The organism is Mesorhizobium sp. M0898 (assembly GCF_040319695.1).
In the GTDB taxonomy this organism is placed as follows: Bacteria; Pseudomonadota; Alphaproteobacteria; order Rhizobiales; family Rhizobiaceae; genus Mesorhizobium.
Window position 1 is genome coordinate 507,881 of record NZ_JAMYOE010000001.1, and the last position, 22,799, is coordinate 530,679.

Below are 22,799 nucleotides of genomic sequence, written 5' to 3' on the forward strand. Positions count from 1 at the left end.
TCTTTGCGGGGAGTCGCAGAGCATGGCACTGTCGAAAACAAACCAACGGCCGATCGTCGTCGTCACCGAAGGCGGCCCGCATATCTGGGCGATCGTCAACGCCCTCGCCGATCAACTCGGCCCGGTCAGCGTCATCCTCGAAGCTCCTGAATCCAAAAAGCAATTGCTCCTCGCGCGGGCGCGGCGGCAAGGCTGGACCTCGGCCATCGGTCAACTCGGCACGATGGTGCTGACGCGCCTCGGCAAGCGCTTCTTCGCCGGCCACGCAGCACGGCTTGCCGCCGGGCAGAAGCTGCAAACCGAACCGAAGCCTGGGCAAAAGATCATTTATGTCTCGTCGGCCAACGCGCCGGAGTGCCTGCAGGCGATTGCGGAAATCCAGCCGGGTGTGGTGCTGCTCGCCGGCTGCCGCTTGCTGTCGCGGCAGACGCTGGCGAAAATCCCTTGCCCGGTCCTCAACTACCATGCCGGCATCGCCCCGAAATATCGTGGCATGAACGGCGGTTACTGGGCGCTGGCTTCAGGCGATGCGGAGAACTTCGGCACCACCGTGCATCTGGTCGACGCCGGCGTCGACACTGGCGGCGTGCTGCGGCAGACGCGTGGCAAACCGCAGCCCGGCGACACAGTTTCGAGCTACGCGTTGCGGCAGGCGGCCTTCTCGCGCGACATCTGCGTCGAAGCGGTCAGGGATGCGCTGGCCGGCAAGCTCGGCACGGTGGATCCCGGCCTACCTTCGACACAATGGTATCATCCGACGATATGGTTTTATCTCTGGACGGGGACAAGGAACGGCGTCTGGTGACGCGCCGATTTACCGGACAGCCACCCGCCACTAACATTGCATCATGAGCGACATCGACCACCGCACCATCATTGCCGGCCTTTCGGTCGAGGACCGTCGCGACCTCACCGCCAGGGTTGACCGGCCAGGCATTGTCCGGCTGGCGGTCCATGCCGGGCTGGTTATCCTGCTAGGCGCGCTGATCGCCGCTCGCATCCCGTTCTGGCCCGCGCTCGTCTTGCCGCAGGGAATCCTGATCGTCTTCTTCTTCACGCCGTTGCACGAGACCATCCATGAAACTGCGTTCAGAACGGCGCGGCTCAATCGCACCATCGCCGCCGTGGCCGGCTTCCTTATCCTGCTGCCGCCGGCATGGTTCCGCTATTTCCATTTCGCCCATCACCGCCATACGCACGACCCGGACAACGACCCCGAACTGATGGCCCCGAAGCCGGAGACCATCAGCCAATATCTGCGCTATCTGTCAGGCGGCCCCTATTGGATCGCCATGGGCCGTGTGATCGCAACCAATGCGGCGGGCCGCAACCGCGACGGCTTTGTGCCGGAAAAGCGCCGCGGCAAGGTGGTTGCCGAAGCACGGCAGTTCCTGATCGGCTATGCGGCATTGCTGGCCGCATCGCTCGCCGCGCAGTCGGCGCTGCTGTTGTGGGTCTGGATCGTGCCGGTGCTGGTCGGACAGCCGTTTTTGCGTGCCTACCTGCTGGCCGAGCACGCGTTGTGCCCACATGTCGCCAACATGCTCGAGAACACCCGCACCACCTTCACCACAAGGCTGGTGCGCTTCGTGGCTTGGAATATGCCGTACCATTCCGAGCACCATTCCTATCCGGCCGTTCCCTTCCACCGCCTGCCGCGCTTCCATGACATCGTCGCGGAGCATTTACGCACGACCGAACGAGGTTACGTGCGCTTCCACAGGAAGCTGGTCGGCAGCTACGATGGCCGCGCCGGCTGACCAGTGCTGGAAGAAACTCCGCTTTCAACCGCGGCCGTCGATTGCGTCGCTTTTGAAGGCCCCCGCGTCGTCCCATAACAAGCAGCCCAACAGCGCTTCCGGCAATGCTCGAAACCACTGCATTGGCCAAAAGATCGGAATCGATCTTCGGAGAGCACGATGCAGCGGAGTTAAATGGTAGAGCATCGTTTGTGCGTCCGATTGGACGCACGGCGCTCTGCAGGAGCAGGAAATTATGGCCGATCTGATCGTCGTCTACTGGCGCGACATCCCCGCCCAGGTCATCGTCAAGAAGGGCCGGCAGAACGCCAAGCGCGAACTGCCGCTGCGCTTCACCGAGGCGATCGACATGTGCGCCATGCGCACCGGCGCTGGCGGCACCGACGACTATCTTGCCGAATGGCACAAGGCAGAACCCCTCCCGGTCAGTGACGATCTTGAAGCCGAGGCCGAGAAGGCTCTTCAGGAACTTGATGCGAAATACGACCGTGAGCGGCTGGTCGCTCTGGTCAAGGCGGGGGGCAAAGAGAATGTCTGATCCCCAATCAATGCCGGCGACGACGGCTCAAGCCGGCGTGACCCAGGCGACCATCGTCAAGAAGGCGGCGCCGAAATCCGACTACAAGCCGGCCGACGTGTCGCCGCAGCGGCGTGTGCAGCGCTCTTTCGCGGTGCGCCTTTGGTCTGTGCGGCATTCGCGGCTGCTCGAATGGTTCTACGGCAAATTCGCCGACATGTTCCTGCTCCTCCATCCGCTGTGGAAGGGCATCGGCTACAGCCGTGTCGAAGGGCCTGTGAAATTCGTCGAAAAGCGCGTCAAGGGATTCATGTTCGACTGCCGCATGTGCGGCCAGTGCATCCTTTCCTCGACCGGCATGTCGTGCCCAATGAACTGCCCCAAGCAATTGCGCAACGGCCCTTGCGGCGGTGTCCGCGCCAACGGCAATTGCGAGGTCGAGCCTGACATGCCTTGCGTCTGGGTCAAAGCCTGGGAAGGCTCGCGGAACATGGTGCATGGCGACAAGATTTTGGAAGTGCAGAAGCCGGTGGATCAGTCCTTGCGCGAAACTTCCGCCTGGCTGCGGGTCACCGCGCAGGCCGCGGCCGCCCGCAATGCGGCCCGGAATACTACGAAGACCGGAGCATCGGCATGATCGGCCGTCAGCCAGACGAGAATCCGGCCGGCATCCATTTGCCGCTCGATCCCCTGCCCGGCCACACCTCGCGTGGCCGGCTGGAACGCGTCCTCAGGCGCGGCGAGTTCGCAGTGACGACCGAGCTCAATCCGCCCGACAGCGCCGATCCGGAAGACGTCTACAACCGCGCCAGGATTTTCGACGGCTGGGTCGACGCCATCAATGCCGTCGACGCTTCCGGCGCCAACTGCCACATGTCGTCGGTCGGCATCTGCGCGCTGCTGACCCGCATGGGCTATGCCCCGATCATGCAGATCGCCTGCCGCGACCGGAACCGCATCGCCATCCAGGGCGACGTGCTTGGGGGTGCTGCGATGGGCGTCGCCAACATGCTGTGCCTGACCGGCGACGGCGTGCAGGCCGGCGACCAGCCCGGCGCCAAGCCGGTGTTCGATCTCGACTGCATGTCGCTGCTCGAAACCTGCCGCGTTATGCGCGATAACGGCAAATTCCTGTCCGGCCGCAAACTCACGACCCCGCCGCAGCTTTTCCTTGGCGCGGCGATCAACCCGTTTGCGCCGCCGATCGATTTCCGGCCCTATCGGCTGGGCAAGAAGATCGCCGCCGGGGCACAGTTCGTGCAGAGCCAGTACTGCTTCGACGTACCGATGTTCCGCACCTACATGCAGAAGGTCCGCGATCTCGGCTATACCGAGAAATGTTTCATCCTGTGCGGCGTCGGGCCGCTGGCCTCGGCCAAGACGGCCAAATGGATCCGCTCCAACGTACCGGGCATTCACATTCCCGATCAGATCGTCAAGCGCCTGGAAGGCGCTCAGGATCAGAAGAAGGAAGGCAAGCAGCTCTGCATCGACATCATCAATGAGGTGAAGGAAATTCCCGGTGTGTCCGGCGTCCATGTGATGGCCTATCGCCAGGAAGAATACGTCGCTGAGATCGTCGACGAATCTGGCGTGCTGAAGGGTCGCCGGCCGTGGAAACGCGAAATCCGCCGCGACGACCAGCTCGTTGCCGACCGGCTCGACCACATACTGCATGACGACCTCACCGAAACCCAGGTCGACATGGTCAAGACCGCGCATTGACAGCGCGAATCGTCAGCATTCGCTTGATCAGAAACAGATAACGATATAAAGAACTCTTTATATCACGATGGAGAGATTTCATGACCCGCACCATCGTCGCCTCGGCGACACGAGAAATCATCATCGGCTTCGATCAGCCCTTCTGCGTGATCGGCGAGCGCATCAATCCGACCGGCCGCAAAAAGCTGGCCGCCGAAATGATCGCCGGCAATTTTGAGACCGTCATCAAGGATGCGCTGGAGCAGGCCGCCTGTGGGGCCACCATGCTCGACGTCAATGCCGGCGTCACTGCAGTCGATCCCAACGCCACCGAGCCGGCGCTGCTGGTGCAGACGCTGGAGATCGTGCAAGGCCTGGTCGACCTGCCGTTGTCGATCGACTCCTCCGTGACTGCGGCAATCGAAGCGGCGCTGAAGGTCGCCAAGGGCCGGCCGCTGGTCAATTCCGTCACCGGCGAGGAGGAAAAGCTCGAAGCCATCCTGCCGTTGATCAAGAAATACAACGTTCCTGTCGTGGCCATTTCCAACGACGAGACCGGTATTTCGATGGACCCCGATGTGCGCTTCGCCGTCGCCAAGAAGATCGTTCAGCGCTGTGCCGACTTCGGCATTCCGGCGCATGATGTGGTCGTCGACCCGCTGGTCATGCCGATCGGCGCGCTGGGCGATGCCGGCCGCCAGGTATTTGCCCTGCTACGCCGGCTGCGCGAGGAGCTCAAGGTCAACACCACCTGCGGCCTCTCCAACATCTCGTTCGGCCTGCCGCACCGTCATGGCATCAACGCCGCCTTCATCCCGATGGTGATCGGCGCCGGCATGACCTCGGCGATCATGAACCCGGTGCGGCCGCAGGAAATGGAAGCGGTGCGTGGCGCCAACGTGCTGAACGGCACCGACGAGAACTGCACCAACTGGATCAGGACCTACAAGGACTACAAGCCTGCTGAAGGCGGCCAGGCCGTTGCCGCCCGGACGCAGGTCAACGCGCCGGGCGATGGCAATGGCAATGGCGGACGCAGGCGCGGCGGCCGCGAAGCGCGTATGGCCCGGGGTTGAGCCAGGTCTTGGCCGACACGATATGGGGCCTAGGACTGGGGAGGAACCGAGACATAGCGGCATCGCTGCCGTAGCCAAGACCCGAGCTGCGTAGAAAGTAAAGTCTGGAACGTATGAACTCTCCCGTCAACATCACCGATCCGCTCGTGCTGTTCATGCCGTCGGGCAAGCGCGGGCGGTTTCCGGTCGGCACGCCGGTTCTGGACGCCGCGCGCCAGCTCGGTGTCTATGTCGAGAGCGTGTGCGGCGGGCGTGCCACTTGCGGGCGTTGCCAGATCGAGGTGCAGGAAGGCAATTTCGCCAAGCACAAGATCGTTTCCTCCAACGATCACCTCTCGCCCAAGGGCGCTAAGGAAGAGCGCTACGAACGCGTACGCGGCCTGCCCGAGCCCCGCCGGCTGTCCTGCTCGGCGCAGATTCTCGGCGATCTCGTCGTCGACGTGCCGCAGGACACCGTCATCAACGCGCAGACCATCCGCAAGGACGCCGACACCAGGGTCATCGCCCGCGATGCGGCAATCCGCATGTGCTATGTCGAGATCGAAGAACCCGACATGCACAAGCCGCTCGGCGACCTCGACCGTCTGAAGATCGCGCTGATGAAGGACTGGGGCCTCAAGAGCCTCGATTTCGATTTCCATCTGTTGCCGCAGGTGCAAGGCATTTTGCGCAAAGGCAACTGGACCGCGACCGCCGCCATCCACAAGGACACCGACAGCGAGACCGCACGGGTCATCGCTTTGTGGCCCGGCCTCAAGAACGAGGCGTACGGACTTGCCTGCGATATCGGCTCGACCACGATCGCCATGCATCTGGTGTCGTTGCTGTCGGGCCGCGTCGCCGCCTCGTCGGGCACATCCAATCCGCAGATCCGCTTCGGCGAGGATCTGATGAGCCGTGTCTCGTACGTGATGATGAACCCGGACGGCCGCGAAGGCATGACGGTCGCCGTGCGCGAGGCCATTTCGGGGCTTGTGGAGAAGGTCTGCACCGAAGGCAACGTCCAACGCAACGACATCCTGGATTCCGTGTTCGTCGGCAATCCGATCATGCATCATCTGTTCCTCGGCATCGATCCGACCGAGCTCGGCGGCGCCCCCTTCGCGCTAGCCGTCTCCGGCGCCGTGCACATCAAGGCATCGGATATCGGTTTGAAGCTCAACCAGGGCGCCAGGCTCTATATGCTTCCTTGCATTGCCGGCCATGTCGGCGCGGACGCTGCCGCAGTGACGCTGTCGGAAGGGCCGCACCGCCAGGACGAGATGATGCTGATCGTCGATGTCGGCACCAATGCCGAGATCGTGCTCGGCAATCGCCAGCGGGTCGTGGCGGCCTCATCGCCAACTGGCCCGGCCTTCGAAGGTGCGGAAATCTCCGGTGGCCAGCGCGCCGCACCGGGTGCCATCGAGCGCGTCCGCATCGATCCTGAAACGCTGGAACCGAAATACCGCGTCATCGGCTCGGAACTCTGGTCCGACGAGCCGGGCTTCCTCGACAGTGTGCAGGCGACCGGCGTCACCGGTATTTGCGGCTCCGGCATCATCGAGGTGGTCGCCGAGATGTATCTCGCCGGCATCATCTCCGAGGACGGCGTCGTCGATGGATCGCTGAGCGGCCACTCGCCCCGCGTCGTCGCCAATGGCCGCACCTTCTCCTATGTGCTGAAGGAAGGCGAGCCCAAGATCACCATCACCCAGACTGATGTGCGCGCTATCCAGCTTGCCAAGGCCGCCCTTTATGCCGGCACCAAGCTTTTGATGGAAAAACAGCACACCGATCATGTCGACCGCATCCACTTCGCCGGCGCATTCGGCTCGTTCATCGACCCGAAATACGCAATGGTGCTGGGCCTGATTCCGGATTGCGACCTCGACAAGGTCTCGGCCGTTGGCAATGCGGCCGGCGCCGGCGCCCGCATGGCGCTGTTGAACCGTGGCTATCGCCGCGAGATCGAGGAAACCGTTAGCAAGATCGAGAAGATCGAGACGGCGCTGGAGCCGAAATTCCAGGAACATTTCGTTTATGCCATGGCGCTCCCGAACAAGATCGACCCGTTTCCCAAGCTGTCGGCGGCGGTGAAACTGCCGCCGCGCAAGACGGTGAGCGAAGACGGCATTGCCGGCGACGCTGCCCCGCGGCGGCGTTCGCGCGAAGGCCATGCCGCGCGGCGCGGGCGGGGATGACTCGCCTCCGCCAGGCTGTCAGAACTTCCATTTTCATTTGTATGCAAATGTTTCCAGATCGCGCCGATCTGGAAACGAAATCGCGTTTTCGTGAAATCCGCCAGATACATAGGCGGAGCATTTAACCGGCATCGAACGGCCGGCGGAAACAGTTTTCGGCCACCGCAACGCTCCAAGGAGATCAAGATGTCGATGTTCGAAAGCTTCGGCCGCTATGGTGCGGCCTTCAAGAAAACACGCGAAGCGCGCAAGTCGCTGCGCATCCTCAACAGCTTGCCGCCTGAGATCCAAAAGGACATTGGCTGGCCGGTGTCGCCGCGTTCGAGCGAAAGGCAGCTTTCGGTCGGATGGGGCACGCAGCGCGGATGAAATTCATCGACAAATGCAAGCTGCTCGGTATTCGCCGGAGCCGCAATGCGGCTCCGGCTGCACCCAACAATTGGCTGCGCGCCGCGTTGCTGCCGCGGCGTTGAGCTGCACCGGTAGGCCAGAGACTTCATGGCCGGACGCTTTGTCGACAGCTGGGATCAAACGACCGTGTTGAGATTGCATCAATCTTGACTTTCTTGGTGGCGACACAATCTTCGAAATAGTCGGGGGTTCTCTTAGTCGGCTCAGCCGAAGTCCGTGTATCTGCATGCCCAGTCTCAAAAGCCACGTCGTGTCGTTCGTCCTCAGGTACAGCCGCAAGAAGGCGTTTTCCAGCCCCGAGAACCTGCAGCGCTGGATCGCCTATGCGCGCAGGACGGAAAACCATCAGCCGCCTGCGTCGCTGTGGTCACGCCTGGAGATCACAACCCGCACGATCAACGGCTTTCCCGTCTACGAGATCGCTCCCCAGGCTGGTGAGCGGAGGCGGATTCTCTACCTGCACGGCGGCGCTTACGTCTTTGAAATCACACCCTATCATTGGCGGCTGATCGCCGACATGGCCGACCGCCTCGGGTTCGGTATCACCGTGCCGATCTATCCCATTGCTCCCGAACACGATTTTCACGCCATGTTCGGCATGGTCTGCGCCGTCTACCGCCAGATGTTCGGCGAAACCAGGGCGAATGATATCATCTTCATGGGCGATTCCGCCGGCGGAAACATGGCCGTCGTGCTGACCATGATGGCTGCGCAAGACGGCCTGCCCTTGCCATCACGCCACGTGCTGATTTCGCCCGGTCTCGACGTGTCGCTCGCCAACCCAGAAATGTATGAGGCCGAACGCAACGATCCGTGGCTGGGCATTGCCGGCGGCCGCGAGGCGATCCGGCTTTACAGCGCCGGCATCGATCCCACCGACTGGCGCATCAGCCCGGTTTACGGCGACCTGTCGGTGCTGCCCAAAACGCTGCTGCTGACCGGTTCACGCGATCTGCTCACCCCCGACAATCTGATTTTCGCGGAAAAGGCACGCGCGGCCGGCGTCGAAATTGAGGTCGTCCACGAGCAAGGCATGTTCCATGTCTGGCCGTTGATCGACATGCCGGAGGCGCGTCGCGCGCGGGACAGCATAGTGGCCTTCTTGACCAACGAAACTGACAGTTATCATGCCAAGGCAGGAGAGTTGTCGCTGCAAAGGGCAGACCGCGACGGAACGCCTCGCAATCTGGTTGCGCCGCTCAGGTCGTAGTTTGGCTCAGAACTTCCCAGTTTCCCTGAACATCTCAAACGTCGCGCGGATATGGTCGGCGACTGCCTTCACTGGAGCGCTGGCGTCCGGCGTCACCACCATGGCCAGATTGTAGGTGCCGATGTCAGGCATGCCGTCCTTCGGGCACAGCTCGACCATATCGCTGCCGAGGAACGATTTCGGCAGCGGCGCGACTGCAAGATCCGCCATGATCGCGGCGCGCTGGCCGGCCGTGTGTGCGCTCATATAGGCGATACGGTAGTTGCGGCCCTCGCGGCCAAGCGCCTCCAATGCCCCTGCCCGCCAGGCACAGCCCTCTTCCCACAATGAGACCGGCAGCGGCTCGCGCAGATGCGCGCAACCGCCCTTGGCACCGGCCCAGACGATCGGCTCGGTGAGCAGCACTTCGGCGCCGATCGCGCTGGTCTTGTAGGAGTTGGTGAGCAGCGTGATGTCGAGCGCCCGGTCGTCCATGCGCCGGCGCAGATTGACGCTCTGGTCGATGGTGACGTCGACCGCGATCGATGGATGCGATTGTGCGAACCGCTTCAGCACATGCGGCAGCACACGTTCGCCGTAATCGTCCGGCGAGCCGAGCCGCACCACCCCGACAATGTCTGGAATGATGAACTTCGACACCACCTCGCGATTGATCGACAGCAGCCGGCGCGCATAGCCGAGCAGCATCTCGCCATCGGTGGTCAGCGTCACCGAACGGGCGTCGCGCGCGAACACCGAGCGGCCGAGAATGTCCTCCAGCTTCTTGATCTGCATCGAGACGGCCGACGGCGTGCGTAAGACCGCATTGGCCGCAGTGGTGAAGCTGCCGGTCTCGGCGATCGCGACGAAAGTGCGCAGAACATCCAGATCGAGCAGCGGCAGCGGATGATTGAGTGGGGCGTTCATGGCAAGCGACCTTCAATTTTTCTGATGCAAACCATCATTCCATTTCGTTTGATTGAACATCAGTTTGGGAGGATAGTCAACTCGGTCGGAGGCAGGACGCATCGAAGTGGTCCCGAAACAACCATGACACGGACCTGCAATCGACACGAAATGAAGCTGAAACAAAGCCGGTGTACCGCCTGACGCTGCAAGCGCCGGGACGACCCGGCCCAACGCGAAGGAGAATGAGATGTCTATCCTGTCATCCATCGGTCGGATCGCGACCGAGTTCAGCGAGGCCCGTGCCCGCTACCAGACGGAACGCGCCATCCGCGCGCTGCCGATTGAACTGCAGAAGGATATCGGCTGGCCCGAAGCTGCCGATGCCAAGGCCGGCACTCGCCATGGTGTGGGATCGTGGGCTGGAGCAAAGTAAACCGTGTGTATCAACAGCTGAAGGCCTGCCGCGCAGGTCAGCCCGGCAGGCCTTTTTGTTTGTACTCCAATGATTTTCCCGAGCCATGTCGCCGTCGCATGCCGCATATGAGCAAGTCGCATAGCAGCCCGCACTGGCAATCAACGCATTGTAAATAATCGAAAATCCTGGGCAGAATGCCCAAATTTGTCGCATTCCGTGTCGCTTTTCATATCAAGTGCTTCGCTTTTGCGATTTAGTTTCCCCTCACGTAAGCCTATATCATCATCAACAAACGAGCTGCCCCACTCCATCAAGCGAAGGCGACCCGTCTGAGCAACCGAATGGAGATGATCATGAAGCTTTTTGCCCGCCTCTTTGCCCGTCGCGAAATGAACCTGACGACCGCGCTCGAGCGCCAGCGCCTGGCCAACACCATGCCTGGCCAGACCGGTGCCATGGCTGCCGCGCGCCTCGGCTTCGTCGCCTGAGACGCGGCAATCCCGGCGGAAGCAGCCTTGCGCTGCTTCGAAGTCGATCCAGCGCCGCTTCGGTTTTGCCGAGGCGGCGTTTTCGTGTGCGCAGACTGCATAGGCTCGGTTGGTCGATCCGGCGGCATGTCGCGTCCTTCGCCGCATAGCGATCGCCCATTTGCGACCCGTGTCGCAAATAAAGTCGCTCCGTTGCCGTCTAGCCAATTGACAGGAAACGTCTTTCCTGATGTCGCTGTGCTAATCGCGACATCCTGTTCGCGCCATTGCAGCGTGAGGATCTACCCGTGAATGTCGTAAAGCACCCGATCCGGCGATCGTTCGTATTCTTCCTGGTCCCCGATTTCACCATGATCGCCTTCGCGACGGCGCTCGACCCGTTGCGTTCGGCCAACCGCATGCTCGGCTATGAAGCCTATCGCTGGCGGCTCGCCAGCATCGACGGCAAGCCGGTGCGCGCCTCGAACGGCGTCGAATGCGCCGTCAACACCTCGCTAGAGGAAGAGCGCAAGAAAATGTCCGGACCGGACCGGCCGAACATGGCCATCGTCTGCAGCGGCATCAATGTCGAGCGCTACCAGAACAAATCGGCCTTTGCCTGGTTGCGCGAGGAGTACAATCGCGGCGTTGCCGTCGGCGGCCTGTGCACTGGCGCGCATATCCTGGCCGCCGCAGGCCTGCTGTCCAACAAGCGCTGCGCCATCCATTGGGAGAACCTGCCGGGCTTTTCCGAGGCGTTCCCCAAGGCCAATGTCTTCGCCGACCTCTTCGAGATCGACCAGAACATCTACACCTGCGCCGGCGGCACCGCCGCGCTCGATATGATGCTGAAGCTGATCGGCGACGATTTCGACGAAAGCCTCGTCAACCGCGTCTGCGAGCAGGTGCTGACTGATCGCGTGCGCAGCCCGACCGACCGCCAGCGCCTGCCGCTGCGCGCCCGCCTTGGCGTGCAGAATTCCAAGGTTCTGGCCATTATCGAGCTGATGGAAGCCAATCTCTCCGAGCCGCTCTCGCTGATCGAGGTCGCTGATCATGTCGACCTGTCGCGCCGGCAGATTGAGCGCCTGTTCCGCACCGAGATGGGGCGCTCCCCTGCCCGTTACTATCTGGAGATCCGCCTCGACCGCGCCCGGCACCTGCTGATCCAGTCGTCGTTGCCGGTGGTCGAAGTGGCGGTCGCCTGCGGCTTTGTTTCCGCCTCGCATTTCTCCAAATGCTATCGCGAGTTGTACGCCCGCTCGCCGCAACAGGAACGCGTCGACCGCAAGCAGCTTCTGGCGGCTTGATCTGGCAAATCAGCAGAGGACCGGCGAAGTGTGATATTCCCGCATCGAGAGATGTCGCATGACCACGAGTTCGAGCCTATCCCAAAAACCGGCCGACCCGCACAGCTTCCGCCTCGATGCAGAAAAATGGGCCGCGTTCATGGCGGCACTGGACGCCCCTACGCGCGACCTTCCACGCCTAAAGCGCCTGTTGAGCGAACCGAGCATCTTTTCCGGTCGCGGTCGAGTGTAGGTTGCGGCGACTATACCTGCGCCGTGCGCATAGCCTCGACGCGGATGTCTTCCGTCAGCCGCGCTTTCAGCGCCGAGAATTCCGGGCTGGTCTTCAGCGTGTAGTGGCGCGGATGCGGCAGGTCGACGGCAACGTCCGATTTGATGCGGCCCGGCCGTGCCGTCATCACGACCACGCGCGACGCCATGAAGATCGCCTCCTCGATGTCGTGGGTGACGAACAGCACCGTTTTTTGCCGGCGCTCCCAGATGCCGAGAAGCAGTTCCTGCATCAGCCCGCGGGTCTGGTTGTCGAGCGCGCCGAACGGCTCGTCGAGCAGCAGGATCTCCGGATCGTTGGCCAGTGCCCGGGCAATCGCGGTGCGCTGCTGCATGCCGCCGGAAAGCTGCTTCGGCCAATGGTTTTCAAAACCTCTCAGCCCGACGAGATCGACGTAAGAAGCGACGATCTCGCTGCGCTCGTGCTCGGCCATTCCACGTTCGCGCAGGCCGAAGGCGATGTTCTCGGCGACCGTCAGCCACGGAAACAGCGTATAGGACTGGAAAACCATGCCGCGGTCTGGACCGGGCCGGTCCACCACCCTGCCGTCGAGCAGAACACGTCCCCCACTCGGCGCTTCGAGGCCGGCGACGATCCTGAGCAGTGTCGACTTTCCACAGCCGGATGGCCCCAGGATGGTGATGAAGTCGTTGGCGGCGACCGCCAGATCGATCGGCATCAGCGCCTTGACCGGCTGCCCACCGCCGACACCGGCGAAGGTGCGCGAGACGCCTTCGATGAGCAGCTTGCTCACGCCAGGCTCCATGGAAACAGCCAACGGTTGAGCGCCTTGAAGGCGAAATCGGACAACAGCCCGATCAGGCCGATGACGATGATGCCGAAGATGATCTGCCCTGTCGCCAGCCGCGACTGGCTGTTGATGATCATGTAGCCGATGCCCGACGACGAGCCGATCAGCTCGGCGACGATGACATAGGTCCAGGCCCAGCCGAGCACCAGCCGCAGGGTCTCGGCAATCTCCGGCGCATTGGCCGGCATGATGACGCGCCGCACGATGCCGTTGTCGGACGAGCCAAGCGTGTAGGCCGCCTCGACCAGGTCGCGCCGTGTGCCGCCGACCTTGACCGCGATGATCAGGATGATCTGGAACACCGAACCGACGAAGATCACCAGCAGTTTTTCGAGCTCGCCAACGCCGGCCCACAGGATGAGCAGCGGGATGAAGGCCGATGCCGGCAGATAGCGGGCGAAGGAGACGAACGGCTCCAGGAACGCCTCCACGGGCTTCCAGGCACCCATCACGATGCCGAGCGGCACGGCAACGATGGCCGCCATCAAGAACCCGCCGAAGACGCGCCAGATGGTGATAAGGATGTCGAGCCAGAAGCGGTCCTCGACCAGCAGCCGCCAACCGTCTCTCACCATCGACAGCGGATCGGCAAGGAAAATGCGATTGACGTGGCCGCCAAGCGTGATCCACGCCCAGAACGCCACGAACAGCACGAAGAACGAAATGCCGAGCACGGTTCGAATGCCCGGCGAGACCGGATGCAAGGGGCGCGGCATCTTCGACCGTCCTCTGATCTGAATGAAAAAGCGGCGGCGCACGCGCCGCCGCCGGGCGACAATCCTGCCGGTTAGTCGGCGACGGCGCTGGTGTCGGCCAATGTCGAGACGTCAGGCGCTTCCTTGATCAAACCCATCTGCAGCAGAAGCTCGCCGGCGGTCTTGGAAAAGTCCTGGAATTCCTTGGTGAAGAACTGCTTGTTTTCAGCCTTATCGGCCCATTTCAGGTATTTGGCCGACTCTTCGAATTCCTTGGCCGACTGCTTCACGTCGGCACCCATCGTCTCATAGGATTTCGCCGGATCGCTCTTGATCAGGTCGAGTGCCTCGAAATAGCTGTCGGCAAGCGCCTTGCCCGCATCCGGATTGGCCTTGAGGAACTCCGGCGTGCAGCCGACCGTATCGAGCACCATCGGATAGTCGAGAGTGGTCACAAGGATATGGCCCTGGTCGGACTTTTCGCGCACCGCCGAGATGAACGGCTCATAGGTGACCGCCGCATCGTTCTGGCCGGCGAGAAACGCCTGCGCCGCCGCATCCGGCTCCAGGTTGACGACCGTCACGTCCTTGGTCGACATGCCGTTCTTGTTGAGCACCCAGGCCAGCATGAAATAGGGCGAGGTGCCCGGCGCCGAAGACGCGACCGACTTACCTTTGAGATCGGCGACGGTCTTGATGTCGTTGCGGGCGACGATGCCGTCGGCGCCGTAGGATTTGTCGAGCTGGAATATCTGCTTGGTCGTCACGCCATTGGCGTTCCAGACCAGCCAGGTCTCGACCGTGGTGGCGGCGCATTGCAGGTCGCCGCTGGCGATGGCGAGCGGCCGGCTGGCTTGCGGCACCTTCTTCAAGGTGACGTCGAGGCCGTGCTTTTCGAAGATGCCGGCCTGCTTGGCGAGCGTCAGCGGCGCAAAGCCGGTCCATCCACTGATGCCGATGCTGACCGATGTGGCGGCCATCGCCGGCGCGGACAATCCGACGGCAAGCGTCAAGCTTGCGGCAAGAATTCCGATCCTGTTCATGTCGGTTCCCCTTTTATGTGTTCGGATGCGGAATTTGTGTCACAGACGCCCGCAGGCTTGTCAATGAAGCAGATGCTGCACTGCGGTATGTCACCATCGACAGCAAACTCCGCCATCAGCGGCTGTTGTACATCCAGCTGCGGTCGCGCCACATTTTTTCGCCAACCAGGCAGTCGGTGACGGGGATGTCCTGTGCCAGCACCAATGGCGGATGCGCCGCCCCTTCCGCCGCTCGCTGCGGCGAGGCCGGACCGGCAAGCTCCAGCACCAGCTTGCGGCGGATGGCCGCCGGAAACTGCGTCCAGTCATTGACCGGGATCATGAAGGAGCCCGGCCCGCCGATGACGCAGTCGCTGTAGTAGCGGTCGAGATTGTTGACATCGTAAGCGCTGCTGAACCCGCCCCTGGTCATCAGCGGCAGGCCGTTGATGGTGATGCCTTGCTTGATCACAGCGTCGCGGGTGATATCGACAGGTGCGCCCTGGTTGTTGGGGCCGTCACCCGAAATGTCGATCACCCGCTTGACGCCCTGGAAGCCGCTTTCAGCAAAGAGATCGCTGGCGAATTCCAGCGCGCCGGAGATCGAGGTGCGCCTGGCACTGGCCGGCGGATGAGCGGAAAGCTGCGCTGCCAGCCGCTCGGCGTCGGCACGATTGGCGATCACCGTCCACGGCACCACGACCTGCTGCCAGGTCGCGCCAGCCCATTCGACATAGGTGACGGCAATCTTGCCATGAGCGCCTTCGCCGATTGCCTGCAGGACATCGTCATGCGTCAGAGCCGCCGCATAGCCATGACGCTGGATTTCGAGCTCGTCCGGCGACATGGACAGCGAAACGTCGACCGCCAGCACCAGTTCGACGTCAACCGGCTCGGCGGCGCGGGAGTTTGCAGTCAGCCATAGCACCGACGCCAGCGCGGCGGCACCCGAGACGAGATGTCTTGCACGGGCAAAACCAGACATGCCGCATGGTAAGCGAAAATCGCCGATCGACAAAGAGAAAAGCCCGGCGGAGAGCCGGGCTCATTCGGTCACATTTTTGCGAACCGCCGGAAAACGAATTTCATTTGTGGATGCGGCGCCCGCCCCGTCCCCGCCATTCCACGGCCTTCTCGACATCCGTCTCGGAGGATGGGTCCGGCTTCGGTTTTCTAGCACCGACCCCACGCGCTGCCGTCCAGTTCGGCTTGAATGACGGCGGAACCCACAACAGAATACCTGCAACCGCGGCAGGCAAGATGATCGCAAAACGCAGAATTGAAAGTACGATGCCGCAGATGCCGACGATCTGCGCGGCCCGGCGGACGCCGAAGCGTCTCAGGAACAAATGTCTTGCAATCACGCCGCCATCCAGATCGTAGGCGGGCAGGATGTTGAGAATGATAAGTGACACGTTCAACAATGCGCCAATCCAAAGCGTCCATTCCAGAGGACCGGCCGACCTTGACGGCAGCCACCCGAATGGCCTTTCGGGCACAACTGGGATGAGTTCTCCAAAAACCAGATAATAGGCCGCATCGAAAAACGCGGCGAGCGCGATGTTCGCCAGGGGACCCGCTATCGCAATCCGCGCCCAGGCAGGCGATGGCGCTGCGGCGCGTTTGAAACGCGTGAGCCCGCCGAAGAGATATAATTCTATCCTGTCGGTGGCGACGCCTTGTCGGCGTCCGATCCAGGCGTGTGCCAGTTCGTGCAGAAATATCGACGCAAACAGAAGCGCTGCAAAGATAGAGGTATGGATCAGTGCATCCTTGGGTCGGCTTGCCCACTCGTTCAGGAAGGGCAGCACAATGGGAATTGCGAAGGTCCAGCTGACGCGAACCGGGATATTCCGGTTCAGCTGAAACACAAGCGTATCGTTTTTTCTGTCCCAGCCGATCCGCCGCAAAGGCACCCCCTAATCGCAGCGCGACGGTAAGCGAGAATCATCGCTCCACAAAGCGAAAAGCCCGACGATGAATCGGGCTTCCGCATTCAGGGTCCTGCTGGCACTGCTCGGCTTGCCTGTGTGGAGAATCGTCAGGCAAGCAACGCTTAGCTGCGCGGATTGAGGTTCTCCGGGTCGTAGAGCGGCCTGTAGCCGACGGCGGCCACTTCGACCGGGTACTTCTCGCCGAAATATTCGACGCTCAGCTTGCGGCCCTCCTGGCAATACGCCCAGGGCAGGTAGGCGAGCGCGATGTTCTTGCCGAGGGTCGGACCATAGGCCACCGAGGTCGTGAAGGAGCGGCGGCCGAGCTCGTCGACGAGCGTCTCACCGGTTTGCGGGTCCATCACCGGCATCGTGCCGACCGGATAGCGGAGAACGCCATTGGAATCGGTATTGTCGGTCATGATAAGCGTGCAAAGCATGGCCGGCTGATGCGCCCGGGCGCGATATTCCAGATGCTTTGCCTTGCCGCAGAAATCGGCCTCCTTGACTTTCGGACGGGCAAGGTCGGCTTCCAGCAGATTGTATTCGGTCAACAGGTCCGCATTCTGCAGGCGCAGGCTCTTCTCCAGGCGGCGGCTGTTGGCATAGGTCTCGACGCCAAAGGCCATCACGCCGGTCGACCGCAGCGCGTCCCAGACAGCCAGGCCGTCGTCGTAGCGCATGTGCAGTTCCCAGCCTTGCTCGCCGACATAGGAGATGCGGAAGGCGGTCACGTCCTTGCCGGCGATCCTGACGGGCTTGATCGCGGCAAAGGGAAAATTCTCCGGCGTCAGCCCATCGGGGTTTTCCACGCACTTGCTCAATGTCGCCCGCGCGTTCGGACCCCAGATGCCGACGGTCACATATCTCTCGGTCACATCGGTGACGCTAACGTCGAAGCCTTTGTCCTCTGCCGTCCGGCGCATGTACTGGAAGTCGCGCGGCCCGGCATCGGCGCCGTCGATGACGCGGCAGCGGCCGGCCATGCGGATGACGGTCAGGTCGGCGCGCACCATGCCTTCCTCGTCGAGGAAATGGGTATAGATGCCCTTGCCTATATTGCCGTCACCGCCGATTTTTGCCGCGCACAGCCATTCCATCAGCGCGACATGGTCCGGGCCTTCCACGTCGTACATGGCGAAATGCGACAGGTTGACGATGCCGCAATCCTCGCTCATCGCGAGATGCTCGGCGTTCGAGACGCGCCAGAAGTGGCGGTTATCCCATTCGTTTTGGCGCACCGGCACCCGGTTGCCGTATTTCTCGAGCAGATGCTCGTTGGCGGCGTAGCCATGGGCGCGCTCCCAGCCGCCGAGTTCCATGAAATAGCCGCCGAGTTCCTTCTCGCGCTCCCAGAAGGGCGAGCGGCGGACATTGCGAGCCTTGGAGAAGGGCTCGCGTGGATGGACCGCTGGGTTGTAGACCTTCATAGCGGTTTCGGTGCAGCGATCCCAGATGAACTGTTCTTTCGTCTGGTGCGGATAGAAACGCGAATAGTCGATGGCGTGGTGGTCGATCGCCGTGCGGCCGTCCGTCATCCAGTCGGCGATGAGCTTGCCCATGCCGGGGCCGTCCTTGACCCAAACCGCCACCGCATACCAGAGGCCCCTGACCTTCTGGCTTTCGCCCATCGAGGGGCCGCCGTCCGCCGTCACCTGCAATAGGCCGTTGAAGGAATGGCTCTCATTGTAGCCCAGCTCGCCCAGGATCGGCGTCAGTTCCATGGCGCGCTCGAGCGGCGCCAGGATCTGCTCCATGTCGAGATCGCGTTGCGACGGCGAAAGCCGCGCCTCGTTTTTCTCGAGAATATCGCGCGGATGGCAGAGTCGCGGATTGGTCTCTTCGTAATAACCCCATTCGATCTGCCCGCCTTCGGCGGTCTTGGGGTCGCCGGTATCGCGCATGTAAGCTGAGTTGCCCTGGTCGCGCAGCAGCGGCCAGCCGATCTCCTTGCCGGTGCCGGCGAACTCGGTGTATGGCCCGAAGAAGGTAAGCGGATGGTCGATCGGCATGACCGGCAGGTCCTCGCCCGCCATTTCCGCGATCAGCCGTCCCCAGATGCCGGTGCAGACCACGACATAGTCGGCCTCGATGGTGCCGCGGTCGGTCACCACGCCCTTGATGCGGCCGTTCTCGATGACGAGCGACCTGGCCGACGTATTGGCAAACGCCCTGAGTTTGCCGGAAGCTTCCGCCTGATCGACAAGCTTGCCGGCGACGGTCTGCGAGCGCGGGATGACGAGGCCGGCGTCGGGATCCCACAGGCCGCCCTGTACCATCTGTTCTTCGATCAGCGGGAATTTTTCCTTGATCTCGGCGGGATCGATCAGGCGGGCGCGTGTGCCGAAGGCCTTCGCCGAGGCGATCTTGCGCTTGATCTCCGCCATGCGGGCGTCGTCGCCGACGCGGGCGACCTCGAGGCCGCCGATCCGCGCGTAGTGACCCATCTTTTCGTAGAAATCGATGGAATAGAGCGTCGTCCAGCACGACAGGAAATCATGGCTGGTCGTGTAGCAGAAGTCGGAAGCGTGCGCCGTCGAGCCGATATCCGTCGGGATGCCCGATTTGTCGATGCCGACAATATCGTCCCATCCGCGCTCGATCAGGTGATGGGCGACCGATGCGCCGACGATGCCGCCCAGCCCGACGATGACGACCTTCGCCTTTTCCGGAAACCCTGCCATTGCCCGCGACTCCAAGATGCTATTGCGAGCAGACTATAGGGCGGCGCGGCGCCGCGCTTGCAGCCTGTTTGCGACATCGCCAAAAAAGCCCGCGCCACCAGCCCGTCGAATGCAGTTAGACCTACGCCTTCGCCCTGCTCGGTACGAAGACGCTGCTAGAGCCCGTCCTGCGCAGCTTCGAAGAAAAATGCATACCTTCATCGCCGATTACCGGAAGCAAATAAAAGGCCGGGTGTTTGCCCGGCCTTCAAAAATCATGGCGTCGACTTTACTTGATGCGCGCGACGCCGCCCGAGATCTCGATCGTCTCCGAACCGGTCAGCGCCTCGAGGTCGCCATTCGGCAAGGTAACAAAACAGCCGCTCGGGCAAAATTCCACGGTTTCGCCAGCGGCCAGCGCCAGCTCGGTCTTGCCGCCGCCTTCCGTCACGATCAGCGTGCGGGTCTCGGCGTCCTTGTTAACCGCGCTGGCGGCATGGGCCGAGCCGCCCACGGCCAGAAAAGCGACGGCGGCGACGAGAGACTTCCACATTTTGCAGTATCGGTGTTGCCACCGCCTCTGTTGCATTTCGCAAGGCATTCTCGCCGTTTGCAGGTGAGCTTATATGCAATGCAAGCTGAACGGCAACTGAATGCCGCATTCATGCCGCAATTGGTTTCCGAAGGCTTGAAGGCAAGCTCCAATCAGCTAGTCAGGATCGGGCTTCCGTACCTTGCGTCCCGACTTGGCGAGACGTTTCGCCTCGACCGCCGCTAGGGCTTTTGCTTGTTCCCGCTCGGCGAATTCGACTTCGATCTTGTCGTCGTCGATCGGCCACGCCTCGTGCTTTTTGATCTCGACGACGGCGCGCGGTGTCGACGGAATTTCGATATGCTGGTCGGCGAACACATCGAAGATGGAAAAGCGGATGTCGTTCTGGACGATATTGCCACTAAGAACGTCTGCCAGGAATACGCGGATCTCGAATTCGAGCGCGGCCGGGCCGAAATTGGAAAACAGCACAAAGGGTTCCGGGTTCTTCAGCACCAGCGGATGGCTGCGTGCGATCTCCAACAGAACGCCATGCACGTGCTTGACGTCGCTGCCATAGGCAACGCCGACCTTGATGTCGACGCGGCCGAGCTTGTTGCGGTGCGTCCAGTTGCCGACCGCATTGTTGATCAGGTTTGAATTGGGCAGGATCACCGATTGCCGTTGGAACGTCTCGATCTCGGTGGCGCGCACGCTGATCTTCTTGACCGTGCCGCTGATGTCGCCGGCGACGATCCAGTCGCCGACCTTGAACGGCCGCTCGGCCAACAGGATCAGGCCCGACACGAAATTCGAGACGACATTCTGCAAGCCGAAACCGATGCCGAGGGACAGGGCGCCGGCGACCAGCGCGAGATTGGAGAGGTCGATACCGGCCGCCGAGATGCCGACCAGTGCCGCGACCGCGACACCGGCATAACCGACCGCCAGCCTGATCGAATTGCGCACGCCGGTGTCGACCCGGCCGCGCGCCATCACCGAGCCGTCGAGCCACCCCTGGAACCAGCGCGTCAGGAAATAGCCAATGATGAAGACGACGACGCCGGTGAGAATGCCGGTGACCGAGATCGTCACCGAGCCGATGGTGAGGCCGGTCGCCAGCTTGTAGGCCCAGGCCTGGATGTCGCCGGGCTGGAAGCCCCACATCAACAGGATCAGCGGCAGGAACACCAGCACAATCATGATGTTGATGGCGGCGCTGACGACAAGCCCGAGCTGGTCGAGGGCGGTCTCTTCGTAGCTTGAATTGGCCGCTAGCCAGCGCCCGATCGAAGTTTTGGCGAAACCACCTTCCTCGCCGATCGCTCGCGCCGACAGGAAGCCGATATAGGCGGTGACCAGGATGGTGCCGGTGACCACGACCTGCAGCGAGACGAAAATTGCAAGGCCGATATAGCCAAGCAGTGCCGATGCGATTGTGAATAGGCCTAGCGCGACGGCGGTGTAGCGCAGCCACGCCGGCCACGGGCGCCAGCTTCCGTCGGGGGCCTTGAACGGCTTCAGAAGGCCCATAAGGATCAGGATGATGCCGACGATGATGGTGGCGATGAAGCTTCTGGCGATGGTCAGCGACAGTGGCGAGCCCATCTTGTCGTTGACGACAGACAGGAAGTTGTTGCTGCCGATGACGACAGCCATGGCGGTCGTCAGCCGCACCAGCCAGCGCGCCGGGCCGGTTTCGACCGGGATCAAACGCCAGTTCGGCAGTCGGGGCTCGAGCGCTGCGTTGGTCAGGCGGTTGACGCAGAACACCACCGCGATAACGGCAACCAGCGAATTCAGGAAGATGCCGATATCACCGCGTAAAACGTTGTAATAATCGAAGAAGAAGATCGTCGAGACAAGGAAGGCGCCGACCGCCAGCGTCGGCAGCAACGTCGACCAGAACGCCACCGACAGGCGGCTGAGATAAGAGGGGTCCTCGACGGAGGGATCCGCTTCGAAGACGCGGCCGAACAGGCGTCGGCCGCCGATAAAAAGCACTGCAGCGAATGCGAGCGCCATCAAAGTCGCGGCAAGAATGGCCTGGAACTTGAACTTGAAGGCGAAGCTCAGCCAGGACGAGACCGCCTTATAGAAGCCGGAAAACTCAGCGTTGGCGTCGGAAAAGACTTCGGGGCTAAGCGCATCGGACAGCACGTAGCGTTTGGTAAGCACATTGCGGAACAGCTCGCTGCGCATGTTGCCGATCTTCTCGATCAGCCCACTGATGCGGATCGACAGGTTCTGCGCGCTGGCAATAACGGCGTTGATCTCGGCTTTTTCGGAAGCCAAGGCCTGGCGTTCACCGGTTACGATGTCTGGCTCGGCCGGCTGGCCCGCGGCCGGCGGAGGTCCCAGCATCTCAATCCGATCGTTGATATCGCCGAGACGCGATCGGAACGCCAGCGCGCTGGTGAGCGCCGCCCGCGACAGATCCTCCAATTGCAGACGGATTTCCACGAGGGTGGCATCGTCTTGGCCGTCCTGCTGTATCTTCTTCTCGAGACCGTCGGTTTTGGCCGTCAGACTCTGGATGACCTTCTGCTGGTCTGCGATCAACCCGGCGGCGCCCTGCCCGAGTGCCTGCGCCATAGCAACGAGCGACGGCGGCGCCGAGACAACAAGCGCAAGAATCAAGACCAGGCGGAATAAACGAAAGAACATGATTTTTCTGGCGACTCGCGGGCGGCATCGGCAGTTTTGAAGCACGTCCTTGATAAAGAGGCTCATATCACGGGGCAAGTCATCCCAGGCGTCTCGTTTTTCGAAGTCCCGCCAATCGAAGTCGGCCAATCCAATCGAAGTCGGCCAAATCCAATCGAAGTCGGCCAAATCCAATCGAAGTCGGGGAGTCGAAAAGCGATGGCGCAATCTTGGCTTTGCGTTTGCAGCCTGCTCTATACTCTGCCGTAAAGCCTGAAATGGAT

General features: G+C 62.0%; 22 protein-coding genes. 13 read left to right on the forward strand and 9 right to left on the reverse strand.

The features are described from left to right. Window positions 1-22: 22 nt before the first annotated feature. The 9 genes from NKH90_RS02495 (at window position 23) to NKH90_RS02535 (ending at window position 8,861) form a co-directional block, all read left to right on the forward strand. Entirely contained in the window at window positions 23-805 is a 783-nt protein-coding gene (locus NKH90_RS02495) for a formyl transferase (protein ID WP_352817026.1), read from the forward strand. Window positions 806-848: 43 nt separating this feature from the next. Beyond that, entirely contained in the window at window positions 849-1,760 is a 912-nt protein-coding gene (locus NKH90_RS02500; RefSeq protein ID WP_352679959.1) for a fatty acid desaturase, read from the forward strand. A 235-nt stretch (window positions 1,761-1,995) separates the two neighbouring features. Beyond that, the gene (locus tag NKH90_RS02505) at window positions 1,996-2,298 is read left to right on the forward strand and encodes a virulence factor (protein WP_352470289.1); all 303 of its coding nucleotides are present in this window, start codon (window positions 1,996-1,998) and stop codon (window positions 2,296-2,298) included. Next, window positions 2,291-2,914: a methylenetetrahydrofolate reductase C-terminal domain-containing protein gene (locus tag NKH90_RS02510; RefSeq protein WP_352454616.1), complete on the forward strand. Its 624-nt coding sequence runs from the start codon at window positions 2,291-2,293 to the stop codon at window positions 2,912-2,914. Before NKH90_RS02505 ends, NKH90_RS02510 begins: the two co-directional genes overlap by 8 nt. Beyond that, on the forward strand, window positions 2,911-4,002 hold the full coding sequence (locus NKH90_RS02515) for a methylenetetrahydrofolate reductase (RefSeq protein WP_023676515.1): 1,092 nt from the start codon (window positions 2,911-2,913) through the stop codon (window positions 4,000-4,002). The genes NKH90_RS02510 and NKH90_RS02515 overlap by 4 nt, the downstream gene beginning before the upstream one ends. 80 nt (window positions 4,003-4,082) lie before the next feature. Beyond that, window positions 4,083-5,057 (forward strand): methyltetrahydrofolate cobalamin methyltransferase, encoded by a 975-nt coding sequence (locus NKH90_RS02520; protein WP_023676516.1) that lies wholly within the window; start codon window positions 4,083-4,085, stop codon window positions 5,055-5,057. A 113-nt stretch (window positions 5,058-5,170) separates the two neighbouring features. Beyond that, window positions 5,171-7,240 carry an ASKHA domain-containing protein gene (locus NKH90_RS02525; RefSeq protein WP_352817030.1) on the forward strand — a complete coding sequence of 690 codons (2,070 nt, stop codon included), beginning with the start codon at window positions 5,171-5,173 and terminating at the stop codon, window positions 7,238-7,240. Window positions 7,241-7,426: 186 nt separating this feature from the next. Continuing rightward, entirely contained in the window at window positions 7,427-7,609 is a 183-nt protein-coding gene (locus tag NKH90_RS02530; protein ID WP_352470285.1) for a hypothetical protein, read from the forward strand. 268 nt (window positions 7,610-7,877) lie between these two features. Further along, window positions 7,878-8,861: an alpha/beta hydrolase gene (locus NKH90_RS02535; RefSeq protein WP_352817034.1), complete on the forward strand. Its 984-nt coding sequence runs from the start codon at window positions 7,878-7,880 to the stop codon at window positions 8,859-8,861. Between the two features lie 6 nt (window positions 8,862-8,867). Here the strand turns inward: NKH90_RS02535 and NKH90_RS02540 are convergent, their stop codons facing one another. Further along, window positions 8,868-9,767, reverse strand: a complete 900-nt coding sequence (locus NKH90_RS02540) for a LysR substrate-binding domain-containing protein (protein WP_352817037.1) — start codon at window positions 9,765-9,767, stop codon at window positions 8,868-8,870. A 229-nt stretch (window positions 9,768-9,996) separates the two neighbouring features. Between NKH90_RS02540 and NKH90_RS02545 the strand changes: the two genes are divergently transcribed. The 4 genes from NKH90_RS02545 (at window position 9,997) to NKH90_RS02560 (ending at window position 12,173) form a co-directional block, all read left to right on the forward strand. Continuing rightward, the gene (locus tag NKH90_RS02545) at window positions 9,997-10,182 is read left to right on the forward strand and encodes a hypothetical protein (protein WP_352452109.1); all 186 of its coding nucleotides are present in this window, start codon (window positions 9,997-9,999) and stop codon (window positions 10,180-10,182) included. A 335-nt stretch (window positions 10,183-10,517) separates the two neighbouring features. Beyond that, window positions 10,518-10,652, forward strand: a complete 135-nt coding sequence (locus NKH90_RS02550) for a hypothetical protein (protein WP_013894968.1) — start codon at window positions 10,518-10,520, stop codon at window positions 10,650-10,652. A 350-nt stretch (window positions 10,653-11,002) separates the two neighbouring features. Beyond that, window positions 11,003-11,941, forward strand: coding sequence for a GlxA family transcriptional regulator (locus NKH90_RS02555; protein WP_352501106.1), 939 nt, complete (start codon window positions 11,003-11,005; stop codon window positions 11,939-11,941). A gap of 58 nt (window positions 11,942-11,999) precedes the next feature. Further along, window positions 12,000-12,173, forward strand: a complete 174-nt coding sequence (locus NKH90_RS02560; RefSeq protein WP_352500959.1) for a type II toxin -antitoxin system TacA 1-like antitoxin — start codon at window positions 12,000-12,002, stop codon at window positions 12,171-12,173. A 10-nt stretch (window positions 12,174-12,183) separates the two neighbouring features. Here NKH90_RS02560 and NKH90_RS02565 read toward each other — a convergent pair whose 3' ends face one another. From NKH90_RS02565 to NKH90_RS02600, 8 genes are all read right to left on the reverse strand, one after another. After that, complete coding sequence (locus NKH90_RS02565; RefSeq protein ID WP_352500960.1) at window positions 12,184-12,966, reverse strand: ABC transporter ATP-binding protein; 783 nt, start codon at window positions 12,964-12,966, stop codon at window positions 12,184-12,186. Beyond that, on the reverse strand, window positions 12,963-13,739 hold the full coding sequence (locus NKH90_RS02570) for an ABC transporter permease (RefSeq protein ID WP_023676527.1): 777 nt from the start codon (window positions 13,737-13,739) through the stop codon (window positions 12,963-12,965). Before NKH90_RS02570 ends, NKH90_RS02565 begins: the two co-directional genes overlap by 4 nt. A 71-nt stretch (window positions 13,740-13,810) precedes the next feature. Further along, the gene (locus NKH90_RS02575; RefSeq protein ID WP_352452114.1) at window positions 13,811-14,761 is read right to left on the reverse strand and encodes an ABC transporter substrate-binding protein; all 951 of its coding nucleotides are present in this window, start codon (window positions 14,759-14,761) and stop codon (window positions 13,811-13,813) included. Between the two features lie 115 nt (window positions 14,762-14,876). Further along, window positions 14,877-15,725, reverse strand: coding sequence for a DUF1194 domain-containing protein (locus NKH90_RS02580; RefSeq protein ID WP_352470280.1), 849 nt, complete (start codon window positions 15,723-15,725; stop codon window positions 14,877-14,879). Window positions 15,726-15,825: 100 nt separating this feature from the next. Continuing rightward, window positions 15,826-16,650 carry a site-2 protease family protein gene (locus tag NKH90_RS02585; RefSeq protein ID WP_352817042.1) on the reverse strand — a complete coding sequence of 275 codons (825 nt, stop codon included), beginning with the start codon at window positions 16,648-16,650 and terminating at the stop codon, window positions 15,826-15,828. 146 nt (window positions 16,651-16,796) lie between these two features. Then, window positions 16,797-19,358 (reverse strand): GcvT family protein, encoded by a 2,562-nt coding sequence (locus NKH90_RS02590; protein ID WP_352817045.1) that lies wholly within the window; start codon window positions 19,356-19,358, stop codon window positions 16,797-16,799. A gap of 268 nt (window positions 19,359-19,626) precedes the next feature. Further along, window positions 19,627-19,890, reverse strand: a complete 264-nt coding sequence (locus NKH90_RS02595; protein ID WP_352452117.1) for a hypothetical protein — start codon at window positions 19,888-19,890, stop codon at window positions 19,627-19,629. A 156-nt stretch (window positions 19,891-20,046) separates the two neighbouring features. Continuing rightward, complete coding sequence (locus NKH90_RS02600) at window positions 20,047-22,536, reverse strand: mechanosensitive ion channel family protein (protein WP_352539649.1); 2,490 nt, start codon at window positions 22,534-22,536, stop codon at window positions 20,047-20,049. Window positions 22,537-22,799: the final 263 nt, after the last annotated feature.

Bases quoted from the DNA above. Each gene is read 5' to 3' on its own strand.
- NKH90_RS02495 (WP_352817026.1), top strand. From the start codon at position 23: ATGGCACTGTCGAAAACAAACCAACGGCCGATCGTCGTCGTCACCGAA.
- NKH90_RS02500 (WP_352679959.1), top strand. From the start codon at position 849: ATGAGCGACATCGACCACCGCACCATCATTGCCGGCCTTTCGGTCGAG.
- NKH90_RS02505 (WP_352470289.1), top strand. From the start codon at position 1,996: ATGGCCGATCTGATCGTCGTCTACTGGCGCGACATCCCCGCCCAGGTC.
- NKH90_RS02510 (WP_352454616.1), top strand. From the start codon at position 2,291: ATGTCTGATCCCCAATCAATGCCGGCGACGACGGCTCAAGCCGGCGTG.
- NKH90_RS02515 (WP_023676515.1), top strand. From the start codon at position 2,911: ATGATCGGCCGTCAGCCAGACGAGAATCCGGCCGGCATCCATTTGCCG.
- NKH90_RS02520 (WP_023676516.1), top strand. From the start codon at position 4,083: ATGACCCGCACCATCGTCGCCTCGGCGACACGAGAAATCATCATCGGC.
- NKH90_RS02525 (WP_352817030.1), top strand. From the start codon at position 5,171: ATGAACTCTCCCGTCAACATCACCGATCCGCTCGTGCTGTTCATGCCG.
- NKH90_RS02530 (WP_352470285.1), top strand. From the start codon at position 7,427: ATGTCGATGTTCGAAAGCTTCGGCCGCTATGGTGCGGCCTTCAAGAAA.
- NKH90_RS02535 (WP_352817034.1), top strand. From the start codon at position 7,878: ATGCCCAGTCTCAAAAGCCACGTCGTGTCGTTCGTCCTCAGGTACAGC.
- NKH90_RS02540 (WP_352817037.1), bottom strand. From the start codon at position 9,767: ATGAACGCCCCACTCAATCATCCGCTGCCGCTGCTCGATCTGGATGTT.
- NKH90_RS02545 (WP_352452109.1), top strand. From the start codon at position 9,997: ATGTCTATCCTGTCATCCATCGGTCGGATCGCGACCGAGTTCAGCGAG.
- NKH90_RS02550 (WP_013894968.1), top strand. From the start codon at position 10,518: ATGAAGCTTTTTGCCCGCCTCTTTGCCCGTCGCGAAATGAACCTGACG.
- NKH90_RS02555 (WP_352501106.1), top strand. From the start codon at position 11,003: ATGATCGCCTTCGCGACGGCGCTCGACCCGTTGCGTTCGGCCAACCGC.
- NKH90_RS02560 (WP_352500959.1), top strand. From the start codon at position 12,000: ATGACCACGAGTTCGAGCCTATCCCAAAAACCGGCCGACCCGCACAGC.
- NKH90_RS02570 (WP_023676527.1), bottom strand. From the start codon at position 13,739: ATGCCGCGCCCCTTGCATCCGGTCTCGCCGGGCATTCGAACCGTGCTC.
- NKH90_RS02575 (WP_352452114.1), bottom strand. From the start codon at position 14,761: ATGAACAGGATCGGAATTCTTGCCGCAAGCTTGACGCTTGCCGTCGGA.
- NKH90_RS02580 (WP_352470280.1), bottom strand. From the start codon at position 15,725: ATGTCTGGTTTTGCCCGTGCAAGACATCTCGTCTCGGGTGCCGCCGCG.
- NKH90_RS02590 (WP_352817045.1), bottom strand. From the start codon at position 19,358: ATGGCAGGGTTTCCGGAAAAGGCGAAGGTCGTCATCGTCGGGCTGGGC.
- NKH90_RS02595 (WP_352452117.1), bottom strand. From the start codon at position 19,890: ATGTGGAAGTCTCTCGTCGCCGCCGTCGCTTTTCTGGCCGTGGGCGGC.
- NKH90_RS02600 (WP_352539649.1), bottom strand. From the start codon at position 22,536: ATGTTCTTTCGTTTATTCCGCCTGGTCTTGATTCTTGCGCTTGTTGTC.